At 68.6% G+C, this 14,728-nt stretch carries 9 protein-coding genes and 3 pseudogenes; 9 read left to right on the top strand and 3 right to left on the bottom strand.

Annotated elements, in window-relative coordinates; all coding sequences use genetic code 11:
• Positions 1-39: 39 nt before the first annotated feature.
• From G3I71_RS19790 to G3I71_RS19780, 3 genes and pseudogenes are all read left to right on the top strand, one after another.
• Entirely contained in the window at positions 40-1,437 is a 1,398-nt protein-coding gene (locus tag G3I71_RS19790; RefSeq protein WP_164316137.1) for an MFS transporter, read from the top strand.
• A 112-nt stretch (positions 1,438-1,549) separates the two neighbouring features.
• Positions 1,550-2,077 (top strand): aspartate carbamoyltransferase, encoded by a 528-nt coding sequence (locus G3I71_RS19785; protein WP_164316136.1) that lies wholly within the window; start codon positions 1,550-1,552, stop codon positions 2,075-2,077.
• Between the two features lie 54 nt (positions 2,078-2,131).
• A pseudogene (locus G3I71_RS19780) lies at positions 2,132-2,561 on the top strand (GNAT family N-acetyltransferase).
• An 11-nt stretch (positions 2,562-2,572) separates the two neighbouring features.
• On the opposite strand, the gene G3I71_RS19775 reads toward G3I71_RS19780, so the two are convergent.
• The gene (locus G3I71_RS19775) at positions 2,573-3,238 is read right to left on the bottom strand and encodes a class I SAM-dependent methyltransferase (RefSeq protein WP_164316135.1); all 666 of its coding nucleotides are present in this window, start codon (positions 3,236-3,238) and stop codon (positions 2,573-2,575) included.
• 56 nt (positions 3,239-3,294) lie between these two features.
• Between G3I71_RS19775 and G3I71_RS19770 the strand changes: the two genes are divergently transcribed.
• From G3I71_RS19770 to G3I71_RS19745, 6 genes and pseudogenes are all read left to right on the top strand, one after another.
• Positions 3,295-3,630 carry a metalloregulator ArsR/SmtB family transcription factor gene (locus G3I71_RS19770; RefSeq protein ID WP_164316134.1) on the top strand — a complete coding sequence of 112 codons (336 nt, stop codon included), beginning with the start codon at positions 3,295-3,297 and terminating at the stop codon, positions 3,628-3,630.
• Positions 3,631-3,686: 56 nt separating this feature from the next.
• Entirely contained in the window at positions 3,687-4,343 is a 657-nt protein-coding gene (locus G3I71_RS19765; protein ID WP_343243011.1) for a cation transporter, read from the top strand.
• Between the two features lie 76 nt (positions 4,344-4,419).
• Positions 4,420-5,205 (top strand): sulfite exporter TauE/SafE family protein, encoded by a 786-nt coding sequence (locus G3I71_RS19760; protein WP_164316133.1) that lies wholly within the window; start codon positions 4,420-4,422, stop codon positions 5,203-5,205.
• Between the two features lie 377 nt (positions 5,206-5,582).
• A pseudogene (locus G3I71_RS19755) lies at positions 5,583-5,947 on the top strand (pyridine nucleotide-disulfide oxidoreductase); the annotation flags it as partial.
• Positions 5,948-6,078: 131 nt separating this feature from the next.
• Complete coding sequence (locus G3I71_RS19750) at positions 6,079-7,248, top strand: hypothetical protein (protein WP_343243004.1); 1,170 nt, start codon at positions 6,079-6,081, stop codon at positions 7,246-7,248.
• A 22-nt stretch (positions 7,249-7,270) separates the two neighbouring features.
• A pseudogene (locus tag G3I71_RS19745) lies at positions 7,271-7,681 on the top strand (cytochrome P450); the annotation flags it as partial.
• A gap of 273 nt (positions 7,682-7,954) precedes the next feature.
• Here the strand turns inward: G3I71_RS19745 and G3I71_RS19740 are convergent.
• Together G3I71_RS19740 and G3I71_RS19735 are read right to left on the bottom strand one after the other, a co-directional pair.
• A complete protein-coding gene (locus G3I71_RS19740) occupies positions 7,955-8,488 on the bottom strand; it encodes a hypothetical protein (protein WP_164316132.1) in 534 nt (177 codons plus the stop codon).
• Entirely contained in the window at positions 8,485-14,703 is a 6,219-nt protein-coding gene (locus tag G3I71_RS19735) for a DNRLRE domain-containing protein (RefSeq protein ID WP_164316131.1), read from the bottom strand. Before G3I71_RS19735 ends, G3I71_RS19740 begins: the two co-directional genes overlap by 4 nt.
• Between the last annotated feature and the right edge of the window lie 25 nt (positions 14,704-14,728).

Raw genomic sequence — 14,728 nt, 5'->3', positions numbered from 1 at the left:
GAACACGCCTGTACGACTTAACGGCGAGGGGTGAGCGTCATGAGCGATACGGAAACCACCACCACACGCGCGCCGGATGCACCGCATCCGCTGCGCTGGACAGTTCTGGGGCTGCTGGGGCTGGCCCAGCTGATGCTGATCCTCGACATCACCGTGGTCGCGATCGCACTTCCCGACATGGGCGTGGAACTGGACCTGGGCCGCGCGGCACTGACCTGGGTGGTCAGCGGATACGCCCTCACGTTCGGGAGTCTGATGCTGCTCGGTGGCCGGGCCGCGGACCTGTTCGGTCCCAAGCGGGTCGTCCTGACCGGGCTCGCGGTGTTCACCGCCGCGTCGCTGGCCGCCGGACTCGCCACCGGCGCCCCGCTGCTGCTCGCTGCCCGAATCGCCCAGGGGGTAGGCGCCGCGATGCTCTCGCCCGCCGCTCTGTCCGTGGTGGTGCGGCTGTTCGACGGCGACGAGCGCAACCGTGCGCTGGGCATCTGGTCGGCGCTCGGCGGCGGAGGCGCCGCGCTCGGCGTGCTGCTGGGCGGACTGATCACGGCAGGTCCGGGCTGGGCCTGGGTCTTCTTCGTCAACGTCCCCGTCGGCCTGGTCGTCCTCGTCTCGCTCGCCCGGATCCTGCCCCGCCTGCCCCACGCGGGCACCGGCTCCCTCGACATACCCGGCGCCGCCCTGGTCGCCGCCGCGACCGGCGCCCTCATCTACGCCCTGATCCGGGCCGGCGACCACGGCTGGCTCGACATCGTCACCGTCGCCCTGATCGCCGCTTCGGCAGCCGGCTACGCGGCCTTCGCCCTCTGGCAACGTCGGGCCGTGGCACCGCTGATGGACCTGCGTCTGCTGGGCCGGCGCCCGGTGGTGGCGGGCACCTTCGTGATCGCCGTCACCACGGCGCTGATGGTGGGGGCCTTCTTCCTCGGCTCCTTCTACCTCCAGAACCAGCAGGGCCACGGCGCCCTGATGACCGGCGTGCTGTTCCTGCCGGTGGCGCTCCTGACCATGGCCGCCGCAGCAGCAGCCGGCCGTGTGATCGGTCGTCTGGGGGCACGGCTGCTGGCTGTGGTCGCCCTGTCTGTCGCTGCCGCCGGGTTCCTCGTCCCGGTGCTCTGGTCCGGAACCGCCGCGATGGTCACCGGCGTGAGCGTCGCCGCGGCGGGCCTGGGCGCCTTGTTCGTCGTCGCCTCCGCCACCGCGCTGGCCACCGTGGCCCCTCACGAGGCCGGTGTGACGTCGGGCATCGTCAGCACGTTCCACGAGTTCGGCGCCTCGGCCGGCGCCGCGGCCGTTTCCAGCGCCGCCGCCACGAGCATCGCCGCCCACACCGGTGCCCGGACCGGCTCCGGCTTCGACGACGCGTTCCTCGTCGCCACGGGACTGGCCGCGGTCTCCGCCGTCATCGCGCTGTGGCTGATCCCCGCCAAGCACCAGTAAGCCCGAGCCGATGACCAGCCCGATGCGCCCTGTCGGTCACCGCATCACAGCGATCCCACCCACAACGGAGCCGGCGTACTGCACGCCCTCGACAGGCTCACGGAGGCACCGGATGAATCACCGCAAGCGTCGGCTGCTGACAGCCGGCATCACCGCGGCAGGTGTTGGCGCGGCACTGGGTACAGCACTCCTGATCGGCGGCCCCTGGCAGGACAGTGACGAGGGACGGACCGGCCGGCAGGAGGCGGTCGCCGAACGCGGCCGGACCGTGATGCCCTTCGACCTCGAAGCGACCACCCACCACTTCACCCCCACCAAGGCGGGCGGCATCCAGGACGTCGTCGCCGACCAGCCCGACGACGCCAAACAGATCGACCTCATACGCACCCACCTCCAGCAGGAGGCCAAGGCGTTCGGCAAGGGCGACTTCGGCGATCCCGCACAGATCCACGGCGACAGCATGCCGGGCCTTGCAGAACTGGAAGAGGGCTACAAACGCATCGAAGTCCGCTACCGGGAACGGTCCGACGGGGCCTCCCTCACCTACACCACCGAAGAGCCCGCGCTGGTGGACGCCCTGCACGACTGGTTCGAAGCACAGCTCAGCGACCACGGCGACCACGCCGAGACCGGCCACTGACCAACGAGCCGAGAACCAGCCGGGCCCATCACCGCGCACATCGCACGATCGGAAGTGGACAGCTTGAACGACCCGTACGAGTTGAGCGAGGGCGTGCCTTCCGTGGCAGTCTTCCGCCGCCTGCGCACCGATGCCGGCCTCTCGGACAAGGCCCCAGAAGCGGTGGCGCTCGCCCTGCCCAACACCTGGCACGGCGTGGTCCTCCACCACGAGGGAGAGCCCATCGGCATGGGCCGCATCATCGGCGACGGCGGTACCGCGTTCCAGATCGTCGACATCTGCGTACACCCCGCACACCAGGGCCGCGGCCTCGGCAAACGCATCATGGCCGCGCTCACCGAGGAACTGGAACGCCGGGCCCCCCGCCACCGCCTACGTCTCACTGATCGCCGACGGCCCCGCACGCGTCCTCTACGAGAAGTTCGGCTTCGCCGACACCGCCACGCACCACTCGATCGGCATGTACCGCGTGATGGGTGCCTGATCCCGGGCCTTTCAGCGGGGCAGGGTCTGGGTGATGTGCCACAGCCGGCGCGGAAGATCGCCTTCCTCGAAGGCGTGGACCTCGTTGAGGGTCCAGCCGTCGGCGAGAGCGTCGACGAGGGCGCGGTCGAAGAAGTGCACGGCGAAGCCGCCGTGCTCGTAGATGTGGTCACCGTGGGCGGTACCGGTGCCGTGGTGGGCGTCGCCGGTGTGACGGACGGTGTAGACGAAGGCGCCGCCGGGCCGCAGTACCCGGCCGACCTCGCCGACAAGAGCGCGGATCTCCTTCGTCGACAGGGCCATGCACAGCAGCATGTGCGCGAACACCGCGTCCACCGAGGCGTCCGGCAGCGGCAGCGGGTCGCGGACGTCGTGCACGGCGGCGGTCACACGGTCGGCCACCCCCTGCTGCCGGGCGGCAGTGCGCAGTTGGTCGAGGCCGGTGGCGGAAAAGTCGGTGGCCTGGACGCTGAAGCCCTCGCGGGCGAAGTGCAAAGCGTCACGGCCGTGGCCGGCCCCGAGCTCGACAACGTCACGGGCCCCTGCCGTACGGAAGACACCGGCGGCGTGAACGGCTGCCGCGGAGGGCTCCTCCCCGTACATGCCGGGGTGCGCGGTGTACGTCTCCTGCCAGTGCGTCTGCTGCGCGTCGGCCAGGTCCTGCCCGTCGTCCGTCATGAACGCCAGCATAGTCCACTGTTTCCTGAATTCAGGATTCGCTGTACTGTCGTGGTGTGCTGACCGTTGCCTCCGACATCGACGTGCTGGCCCGCTTCGGCCGCGCGCTCGCCGACCCGATCCGCTGCCGGATCCTGCTCGCCCTGCGCCAGGCCCCCGCCTACCCGGCCGACCTCGCCGACCAGCTCGGCATCTCCCGCACCCGGCTCTCCAACCACCTGGCCTGCCTGCGCGACTGCGGCCTGGTCGTCACCGCGCCCGACGGCCGCCGCACCCGCTACGAACTCGCCGACGAACGCCTCGGCCACGCCCTCGACGACCTGCGCGCCGCGGTGGTCGCGGTGGAGGCGGACAAGACCTGCCCGGACGCGGCGTCGAAGGGCTGCTGCTGATGACCGCGATATGACTCGGCCCATCCCCGGCCCGCCATGAGGCCCTCGCTCGCCGGATACGGCTGCTGGTCTCCGCGACGATCATTTACAACGTCATCGAGGCCATCGCGGCCCTGACCGCAGGCACGATCGCCTCGTCCACCGCGCTGATCGGCTTCGGTCTGGACTCCGTCATCGAGGTCTCCTCCGCCACTGCGGTCGCCTGGCAGTTCTCCGCCCGCGACCACACCGCACGCCAGGCACGCGAGCACAAGACGCTGCGGATCATCTCGGTCTCGTTCTTCGCGCTCGCCGCATACGTGACCATCGACGCCGTCCGCGCACTGGCCAGCGTCGGCGAGGCAGACCGCTCCCTGCCGGGCATCGTTCTCGCCGCCCTCTCCCTGGCGGTGATGCCTTTCCTGTCCGCCGCGCAGCGGCGCGCCGGACGCGAACTCGGCTCCGCATCCGCGGTCGCCGACTCCAAACAGACCCTGCTGTGCACCTACCTCTCGGCCGTACTCCTGGCCGGCCTGATCCTCAACGCCACCCTCGGCTGGTCCTGGGCCGACCCCATCGCCGCCCTGGTCATCGCCGCCATCGCCGTCAAGGAAGGACGCGACGCCTGGCAGGGCAAGGGCTGCTGCGCCCCGACAACCGCCCCCACGGCCACCCCGTTGAAGGACGACGCGGACTCGTGCGGCTGCTGGCCCGGCTGCGCCTGCTGCTCATGAACATCTCGTTGCAGGCCGCCCTCACCACCGCTCCGGGCGCTGATACTGGCCGGGCGATCGACAAGCGGGGGCGAGGGTGGACTGGACATGGGCGGGAGGGCTGGTCGCCGGCCTGCTGATCGCGACCGTGACCGCCCCGGTCGGCGTGTCCGGAGCCGTCTTCCTCCTTCCTATCCAGCTGAGCGTCTTCGGCGTGCCCAGCCCGGCGGTCACCCCGACCAACCTGCTGTTCAACGTCGTCGCCGGACCCGGCGCGCTGTGGCGCTACCGTCGCGACGGCGCCCTGCACGGTGACCTCGCCCGGCGCCTGGTGCTGGGCACGCTGCCCGGCGTCGTCATCGGCGCCGCCATCCGCGTCTTCGCCCTCCCCGGCCCAGGTGTCTTCCGGCTCCTGATCGCCGCCCTGCTGCTCCCGCTCGGCCTGTGGCTGTGCCTGCGCACCCTCACCACGGCACACCACCAAGAGCCGCCCGCAGGCGAGTTGCCCCCACGCACGCTCACCGGCCTCGCCCTGGCGGTCGGAGTGGTCGGCGGCATTTACGGCATCGGTGGCGGCTCCCTCCTCGGCCCGATCCTCGCGGGACGCGGGCTGCCCGTCGCACGCGTCGCCCCGGCCGCGCTCGCCGCCACCTTCGCCACCTCTCTCGTCGGCGCAGCCGCCTACGCGCTGCTGTCTCTGGTGAGCTCCGGAGAGGTCGCCCCCGACTGGTGGCTCGGACTCGCCTGCGGCACCGGCGGACTGATCGGCGGCTACCTCGGCGCACGCCTCCAACCACGCCTGCCCGAACGGACCCTGCGTCTCACGCTCGGCGTTCTCGCCACAGTCTTCGGCGCCCTCTACGCAGCCCAGACCCTGACCTGAGCCCGGCCGGTTGGGGATGTACGACGAGGACTCGCAACGGGCGTTCGACATCGGACATGGACAGCCGCAAACCCTGTCCATAACCTCTGCTCCGCGATCAAACCGCCGGGCAGCGCCCCGTCCGGAGGCAGAGCCCGCCATGCCTCGGCGAGCATCGGCTCGATCGGAGGGGTCAGTGCCGCGGCCTCCTCGCAGTCCGCGCGCTGAGCGGCGCCGAACGGACGCAACGGGGTTGACTCCGAGGCGTGACGACCATCCGCCGTTCCTCACGCCCCTGACGGCCACGCCCGCGCGAACTCGTGGCCCGGCCGAGCAGAATGAACCGAACAACGGACGGGTTCGTGTGCATGGTGGTCCGGGAATCTGAGAACCTGCGCGCTTCCCTCGGGGACATCGTTGCTGTCCCGCCTGTTCGCAAGGCCCGAGACCGCGGTCTGCTCAAGGCAAGTCCGATGTTCACGCGACTCATGCCTAACGGCGTCGAGTGGGCCGGCGGAACCGTTCCGAGGCCGACGCGATCATTTGGTGCACAGGCTTCCGGCCCGCTCTGTCCCACCTCGCTCCGCTCCAACTCCGAGGCCAGCGCGGCTATATCGCCACCGAGGGAACCCAGGTAGTGGACGAGCCACGCGTGCACCTGCTCGGCTACGGCGACTGGACCGGCCCCGCCTCCGCCACCCTCATCGGCGTCGGGCGTCCCGCCCGTGAGGCCGCCCGTGAGATCGCCGGCCTGCTCGTGTAGGACCCGGTCGCACGAGGATCAGCGGAGCGGCAACGAACCGCCGTCCCATCGGACCCATCGGCGAGAACGGCCTCGCATTGTCAGTGGGGGCGGAGACAATCACATCGCTGGCGGTATGGGGAGGCGCAGGCGTGCACACCGATGATTTCTTTCGCACCAAGCCCGACGACACGGTGAACTGGACGGAGCACCGGCCCGGCGAGTGGATGTGTCAGCTCTGGGGGCTCGATGCCGAACTGATGGAGTTGCTGCGGTTCGGTCCGCTGCCCGCCGAGCCGGACCTGGATGTGGCCGTGGCCCTGACCCGGCTGTTGCACGAAGACTTCGTCGCCAGAGGCACCAGCCACGACGAGCGCATGAACGACGAGGAAGTCGTCCTCGCCATCAAGGCGCACCGGGCGCTCCTCAGCCGCCTGGGACTGGAGCCTCCGCAGTTGCCGTTCCGGCACCACAGCGGGTTCTACGACTACTGGCGCAAGAACGACATGTCCGGCGGGGGTGGATGGCAGGCGCGCCGCGAGTGCATCGAAGACCTTCTCGGCCCGACTCGCGAGGCCCTGGAGGAACTGCAGGAGATCGAATACGAGAGGCGCTTCAAGAACGGTCCCCGGGGAACCTTCAAGAACCTGATCTTCGCGGCGGTCGGCCCGAAGCCGAAGATCGTGCTCCGGGATGCCGTGAACAACGACGTGGAGATCGTCCAGAACGCAGAGAACTGCCTCGTGTGCAGCGACCCGTTGCCGGCGCACGGCCTGACCTGGCGGCAGATGGTCACCTGGTGGGTGGCGAACCACCTGCCGTCCGCCGATGAACCCGCCGCTGCTGATGCCCTGTACCGACGGCTGTACCGCTCCCTGGACTCGCTGCCCGAGCAGACGCTTCTGCGTACCTACTGCGCCCGCTACGCCGAACCCGGCGGGTTCGACCTGCCCGCCCTGATCCCTCAGGTCTACTTGCACTACGACCCCTACACCCGCAAAAGCCGCGAGCACACCGGTGCCCTGTACCGGCAGCGCATGGACTTCCTCCTGCTGGCCCCCGACCGCTCCCGCATCGTCATCGAGGTCGACGGCGCCCACCACTACGGCACCAAGAACCCGGCCGACGACAACGGCCGCGTCACCTACACCGCCTCGCCCAGGCTGTATTCGGAGATGGTCGCCGAGGATCGCCGCCTGCGGCTGGCCGGCTACGAGATCTACCGCTTCGGCGGCTGGGAACTCACCCGGTCAGACAGCCCGCAGGTCCTCGCCGACTTCTTCGCCGAGCTGCTCGACCGCCACAAGAAGCCGACGTCGTAGCGACGATCCCTAGAACCCAAGCCGCGCCGATCCCAGTCGACTGGGCGCCGCGGTCGAGGAGTTGGCCCGCTACGACGGCCCCGTACCCCTGGCCATCCGCCGCTTCCCCACCGAGGACGTCACCATCGGCGGGGTCACCATTCCGGCCGGCGAGACCGTTCTGCTGTCCCTGGCCGCCGCCCACCGCGACCCGCACCGTTTCACCGACCCCGACCGGCTCGACATCGGCCGCGACGCGACCGGTCACCTCGCCCTCGGCCACGGCATCCATTACTGCCTCGGCGCACGCCTGGCCCGCCTGGAGGCCGAGATCGCCCTGACCACACTTCTCCGCCGCTTCCCCCGCCTGGCTCTTGATGCCCAACTGTGCGAACTGCGCTGGCGGCCATCGATGAGGTCTCGCGGCCTGCTCTACCTTCCCATACGTTACTGATGGTGGGCGGCCTGGCCCTCGCCTCCTCTCGCTTCGGTATCTTCCGGATGGTCCGAGTTCGTCACCTACGTTGCGGGTGCGCGGGTGCTCTCGTAGGCCCCACGTCACCGGGGCTCGCACCAGCCTGCGTGCGAGCCCCGGTGACGTGATACCGACAGCCGGTCAGGCCGGATTGTCGCTGCTAGCTGGTCCGGACGCGGCACGCTCCGGGCTGGCGGCTCGGAAGTGCCTGGCCACGATGACGACATTGCTCCTCTCGTGAATCCCGATGCGTCACCGTCGGTGCAGCTTCTCGGCCAAGGCGTTCGCGGTTCGCCTTCCGTTCCAGCCGGGGAAGAGGAAGGGGTGACGTGGCGCCGTTTCCACGACCAGTCGATCGTCACTCACGGTCACGTGGACTCTGGCGAACCATCGATTGGGACCTTTTAGGACTACGTCCCAGCTCTGGTCGCCCAGAACTATGACGTTGCCGACTCCTGGTACCGACTGCAGTGTCTCCTGGATACCGCGGGAAGCGGATCCGGTCATCGTGAGAGGGATATCGAAGTGCTCGATGCCAAGCATTGAGCGCGCGGAGATACCTGACCCGCTTTTCGCTTTCTTGAGCTGCGAGAGGGTGACTACCGTGGCGAGCACCACGCCCGCTATCGAAGCTCGCTCGAGCGCATGCCGCAACGCCACGCGCACCCCAAAATGGAGCATACCTTCAGCGAAGAGCAGTAGCAGGAATGCCAGGTAACATACAACTGCCTGGGCGAGCAGCATCCGCGCAGCGATCACGAGCGGATGCGCGTCACGTGTACTCACTTCTTTCGGCAATTCTTTCCCCCTACTTCTTCAGGATAAAGTGGTAGATACCCTAGAAATCTATGGCCGGAAAAATACCCGACTGCTGGTGATGTCATCTTGATGGCGACACATTTGTGATCTATGTGAGCATCATCCGTGACATCGATGATGTCTGCCCCCCAGAAGAGGAACCAAGCCTCGATTGCGCCCATGCACCAGTAGTTACCGTGGCACGCCAAGCCCCCGACAATACCGCCGAGAACTCCGGCTCCAGCCGCGAAGGTCCAGCCGTGCCGGACGAAGTAGGTGTAGAGCTGTTCCGTTGCTTTTCGCGAAATATAGATGGTGCACGTGATAATTCCGCAGGTCCGGTGGGCTGCCTTGGTACCAGCGAGGTCCACCTGGTTCACGGGGTCTTGGTTGGTGTAGTCGTACGCGTTCGCGCTACCTCCGAGAATAGGGTCCACAGAAAGGAATCTTCCAGTGCCCGAGTTGTAGAGACGAACTCCCATGAGCATGATTCCGGACTGGGCATCTGAATTGCGTTGTGCCTCGCCGAGCCAACCATAGCGAGTCGAGCTCGTGGTGTTTCCGAATTCGTCGTAGCTGAGTGCTGCGGTGGCGGTCGTGCTCATGGCGAGTTGGACTGCTATGTCTCCGTGGAGGTTGGCGAACTGCAGCGTGGTGCCGCCGGTCGTCGAGGTGGTGGCCGCAAGGCCGTTTGCGAGGTCGCTGACGTTGCGGGTGATGGCGCCGGAGGTGTCCTCGGTGATCCAGGCCGGGCTGTCGGTGCCATCGTCGTAGTGGCTGGCCCGGGTTGCGGTGGCGGCCCAGGTGCTGCCTTCGTCGGTGCTGGTCTGGGTGGTCCAGGCGGAGAGGCGGTGGTCGGCGTCGAGGGTCCAGGTCTGCTTGGTGGTGCTGGTGGCTTCCTGCCGGACGAGGTCACCCGTGTAGTAGGCGAGGGTAGTGCCGTCGGGGAGTGCGGTGGTGCGGCCGAAGGCGTCGTAGGTGTAGCCGGTGTCGGTGATCCGGTCGGCGCTGTCGTACGTGTGGGTGGCCGCCGTGGTGGTGGTCGTGGCCGTGGTGGTGTCGGCGCAGTCGGTGGTGCTCGCGGCGGTGGTCAGTGAGGTCCGGTTGTAGCTTGTGTTGCTGGCGAAGCCGTAGCTGCGGGTGGTGCAGGCGGAGCCGGTGTCGTCGCTGGACCGGGTGAGGCGGTTGGCAGCGTCGTAGGTGTAGGTGCTGGTGGTGGTGACGCCGTTGTTCTCGATGTGGCCGGCCTGCTGGCCGGCGGCAGTGTAGTCGGCGGTGTCGGTCAGGACGGGCGTCTTGCTGGAGTCGGCGTATGCGCGGGCGGTCTGCGCGCCGGTGGTGTCGTAGGTCTGGGCAAGGGTGTAGCTGCCGGGGAGGGTTTCGCCGGTGAGGTTGCCGTCGGCGTCGTAGCTGGTGGCGGTGAAGGTACCGGCGGTGGAATCGGTGAGAGTGGCGGGCAGGCCTGTGGTGGTGTCGTAGGTGTAGGTGGTGGTGGAGGGTGCCGAGTCGGTGCGGCTGACCGGGCGGTCTGAGCTGTCGTACGACATAGCGGTGGAGTTGCCGGTGCCGTCGTTGTAGGTCACCTGGCGGCCGAGTTTGTCGTAGGTCGCGGTGATGGTCTGGCTGTTGGAGGCCACCGTGGATGGGGCGCCGGTGGTGGTGTCGTAGGTGTAGGTAGTGGAGGGCGTGGTCGTGCCCGTGCCACCTGTGGTCGTGACGGTCTGGGCCCTCTCGATGTTGTCGTATGTCGTGGTGGTGGTGCGGGTGGTGCCGTTCGCGGTCTCGGTCAGGGTCTTGACCTGGCCGTAGTTGTCGTATGTGTAGGTGCGGGTAGGCAGTTGGTCCGGGTTGCTGCCGCCTCCGGTGATCGTGCTTGCGGGGGCCTGGGTGCATACCAGGTCGGCCCAGTCGGCGTGGTCGGCGCAGGTGCCGGTGCCGGTGGCGGTGTAGTAGGTGGTCAGCGTCGTTTCGGCGTCGGTGCCGGAGGAGGTCGGCTGGACTTTCTTGGTCTGGTTGCCGTCGCTGTCGTAGCTGTAGGTGGTGGTGATGGCCAGGCCCGAGGGGTCAGTGACGGTGGTCAGGGGCAGGCCGGTGGTCCAGTCGTAGGTGGTGGCCGTCGTCTGCTTGTCGCCGTCGGACGGATAGAGGGGGACCGCGGCGCCGCTGGTGACAGACGTCAGCAGGTCGGAGACGTGGGCGCTGCTGGGGCGGTTTTCGTCGTAGGCAATGGACGTGTGGGAGCGGGCGAGTGTTTCCGATCCGGCCAAGAGGTCCGCCGTGCTGGCCCCACCGGCCAGGGTGTGCCGGAGGGTGATGGTGTGCAGTGGCCCGGAAACATCCGACACCAGCGAGGAGCCGTCGGAGGCTGTCGTGAAGTTCGTGGTGGTCGACAGCAGGCCGGCGGCCTCTGCGGGGGAGCCGGCGTTGGCGATCGCGCCGGCCAGCCGGGGGTCGGTGCTGGTCGTGGTGCCGAGGGCCAGTTCGCGGTTGGCGGCGGTCAGCTGGCGCGTGGTGTTGCCCAGGGTGTCGTACTCGGTGGTGGTGATGTGGCCGCCCGGGCTGGCTGTGTTCACGTCCAGGCCGCGCTCGTCCATGTAGGTGATGGTGGCCTTGGCATAGGCACCGGAGCCGAGGGCGGTGCCGTCGTGGCTCGACGGGACGGAGGTGGGCGGGAAGACGGCGGTGCCGAGGGTGGGGTTGTCGGTCTGGGCCCACGTCCCGGTCTTGGTGGAGGACAGGTCGTAGGGGGCGGCTGTACCGGAGACGGGGACGTCGTAGACGACGCTGGTGGTGGCTGTGCCGCCGTCGGTGGTGGCTGTGGTGCCGGCCTGCAAGGTTTGGCGCGAGGCGGACACCAGCATGCCGTCCCCGGCGTCGCCGTTGCTGCCGACGTGGTCGTAGGTGAAAGTCCATGGCAGCTGGCCGGGCGGGGTCAGGGTGGTGACCCGGCCGGCGCTGTCGTAGGTGTAGCTGGTCTTGAGCGGGGCGGACAGCCGCGGGTCCCAGGTATCGGCGAGCCGGCCGCTGCTGGTGTAGTCGTACGCGGAGATCGGGGTGGAGGTGGAGGCCGAGGCTCCTGGGGCGGTGGCCCACAGGTTGATCTGCTGTACCTGGCCCGCGTAGTTGCCGGGGGCCGAGGAGGTCGCGGTGGTGGAGGGCGCGTAGACGAACTCGAGGACCCGGCAGCCCTTCGTGGACGGGTTGCCCGCGCAGATGTCTGCGGAGACGGCGCTGGTGGGGGCGATGACGTACTGGGGCTCGGCCAGGTACCCGCTGCCACCGGACACCGGAACCGCGTGGGAGCGCACCGTGGTGGTGGTCGCCGAGTCGCTGGTGATCGTGTAGGACGTGTCGAGCTGCCAGGTCGTCGAGGTGTCCTTGGGCTTGGTGAAGGTGGCGGTGGTGCCGTCGGTGTCCTTCAGCGTGAAGGAGGCTCCGGACAAAGTGCCGGTCAGGGTCAGACTCTCCGAGCCTGGCTGCGGGGTCCAGGTGCCCGCCGTGGCGTTTAGGAGGGTGAAGCCGGTCGAGGCGCCGGTGGAGTCCATCACGGCGACGGAGCTGGGCGATGTCTGTTTGATGTATCCCCAGTCGGCCTTGGTGGCGGTGATGCCGGAGATCCAGTTCGGGCCGAAGATCGCGACCTGGCCGTCCTGCCCGGACGCTCCCAGCGGGTCGCGGGAGGAGAATGTACGGGTCACCGCCGCCCCGAACGCGGAAGCGTCCGTAGCGTCCAGGTCGTAGTCACCGGTCAGCAGGTTGACCGCTCCTGGACCGATGTCGCTGGTCGGTGCGTTGTCGGCCTTGCGGTTGATGGTGACGGTGGCCGGGCTGGTGGCGTAGGTGTTCGTGCCGTCGGTGAACAGCGCCCGAACCTGTACCGGGCCGTCGTCGTTCAGCTGGCCGGTGGCGGCCCAGTCCAGGTCGACGGGCTGGGCGGAGGCGGAGAAGGCGAGGGGCCAGGACGATACCGCCGTACCGTCGGAGGCCTTGGTGACGTAGGTCAGGGGGATCGGCTGCCAGCCGTTGGGGTCGGCGGACCCGATCTCGAACTGGTATGTCACCCCCGTGAACGCTCCGGACTGCGTTGCCGACAGCGTCACGTCGTCATCGGTGGTGTCGCCGGTCGTCGGCGAGTTCAGGCTCGCCTTGCCCACGCCGAAGGAGTAGGAGGTGGTGGCGGTGGAGAGGTTGCCGCCGGAGTCGATGGTCTTTGCGGAGAAGGTGTGCCAGCCATTGGCCGGGTTGATGTGGACGGTCAGCGGGTCCCCGCCGTTTCCGTCAGCCGTGTCAACCACCTTGTTGGGGACGGCCGAGTTGTCCAGGCCCCATTCGTAGCCCTGCCCGTCACTCGCGGAGGTGTCGAGCGTGCACGTCGCACCGCTGCTGGACTTGTCCGTCCAGACACCGGAGGGATACGCGTCGCAGGAGACGGTGGGCGCGGAGGGCTTGGCGACGTTCGGCACGAAGTAGATGTAGGACGACCAGGCGCCGTAGTCCGTGCCGTCGTAGCCCCGAACACGCAGCCGCAGATGCGAGGCCGCGAGCTGGCTCGCAGCCGGGATGGTCAACGTCGCGGTGGAGCCCGAGGAGACGGAGGAGGAGGTGGCGGTGTAGGAGTACGAGGTCTCGCCGGTGTAGGCCGGGTCGTTGGTGATCTCGAACTGGGCCTTGACCGTTGAGCCGTCCGGGTCGGAGACCTTCGCGGACAGCGTCGGGGTGTACGTGGTCACGTACCGCTTGCCGTTGTAGGTGTTGACCGCGGACGGTGACACCGCTGCCGAAGTCGGCGTGGCTGGGTAGGAGTTGTAGGTGACCGTCAGCTTCGGGGCGTAGCCGGTGGTGGTGTAGTTGGCGGAGCGGAAGCGGCGCCAGGTGGTGGAGTCGGTTTCGCTGGTGCCGTAGACCATGAGGCCGTAGTTGGGGCTGCCGTCGGCCCAGGCTTGCACGATGGCGTCGATGTCCCAGTTGGACCAGGCGGCCGGGCAGGCCGAGGAGTAGCCGTGCGGCACCAGGTTGTTCACCGCTCCGGTTCCGGAGGATGAGGGCCGGGTGGCCCAGGTCAGCGAGGTCGAGGACCAGTCGGAGGTGATCCGACGGACCGTGGTGCCCGCTCCGTCGGTGGCGCAGGTCGAGGAGTAGTAGTTGTACAGGGCGAAGTTGGTGTCGGTGATGTGCTTGCCGGCGAACTTCGACACGTCGAACTTCAGGTACGAACGAGCCAGGTCCGCGCCGGCGTCGTAGGTGCCCGACTTCAGCTCCTGCGAGGAGACCTGGGAATCGGTGTAGTCCGGGGTCTGGATCCAGGTGTCGGTCAGGACCGCGAGGGTGGTGGTCGGGTCGACCGTCACCGGATAGGTAGCGGTGGCCAGGAAGGCCTGGTCGGGGGTGAGTACGAGGGTCTGCGCGCCGTCGGCTGCGGTCTCGACCTTGGCGGTGACCTGCTCCTGGTGCGCGGACTCGCCGGAGGCGGGGTCCTTGCTGGCGTCCCACATCATCGGCGCGGGCGCCTCGGCGACCAGCTTGCCGTCGGAGTCCTTCAGCAGTAGGTGCCCGGAGTCGGCCTGGGAGAGGGCCAGGCCTTTCAGGTTCAGCGGGATCCGGTACGTCAGGGACTGGTCGGTCGGCTGCGCGGCGAGGGTGATGTTCTCGGAGAAGCCCTGCGCAAGTGCGGTCGCGGTGAGGGTCTGGCCGTCGCCCAGGGCGTAGGAGGCGGTCGCGTCGCGCACGGTCGGTGTGGGCAGTCTGTCCTCCCAGCCGAGGCCGAAGGACTTGCCGCTCTTGGTCACCGAGGCGAGGTCGGTGTCACCGCCGTCGGACACCGCGATGTCCGCCGCGGCGGCCTTCGGTTCCAAGTTCTCACCGGCGTCGGTGAGGCTGGTGTCGATGTCGTGCCAGGCCCCGTCCTGCCGCACCCGGACGGGACCGGCGTACGCCTCGGTCTGCATGCTTCCGTCCGCCAGCGCGTACGTCGTTGAGTCCGTCGTCCGCTCTGACAGGACCTCGATCCTCCGGTTCTGCAGCCGCGCCATGAGAAGCGCGGACGTCACGTTCTGGGCCTCGGCGGCCCCGTACTGCGCGGCCGTGGAGACCGACGTGGCAGAGGACTCTCCTGTCCCGCTGTCCGACAGGGCGAAGACGGACCCGGTACCGGCGACGGTAAGTGCCGCCTCAGCGACCAGGACGGCGGCGGCTATGAGGCCCACCGCTGGCCAACGAGAACCAGATCTG

The sequence above is a fragment of the Streptomyces sp. SID12501 genome (assembly GCF_010550245.1).
Lineage (GTDB): Bacteria > Actinomycetota > Actinomycetes > Streptomycetales > Streptomycetaceae > Streptomyces.
The sequence above is the reverse complement of the archived record's forward strand: the minus strand, read 5'-3'. Positions and strand labels throughout refer to the sequence as shown.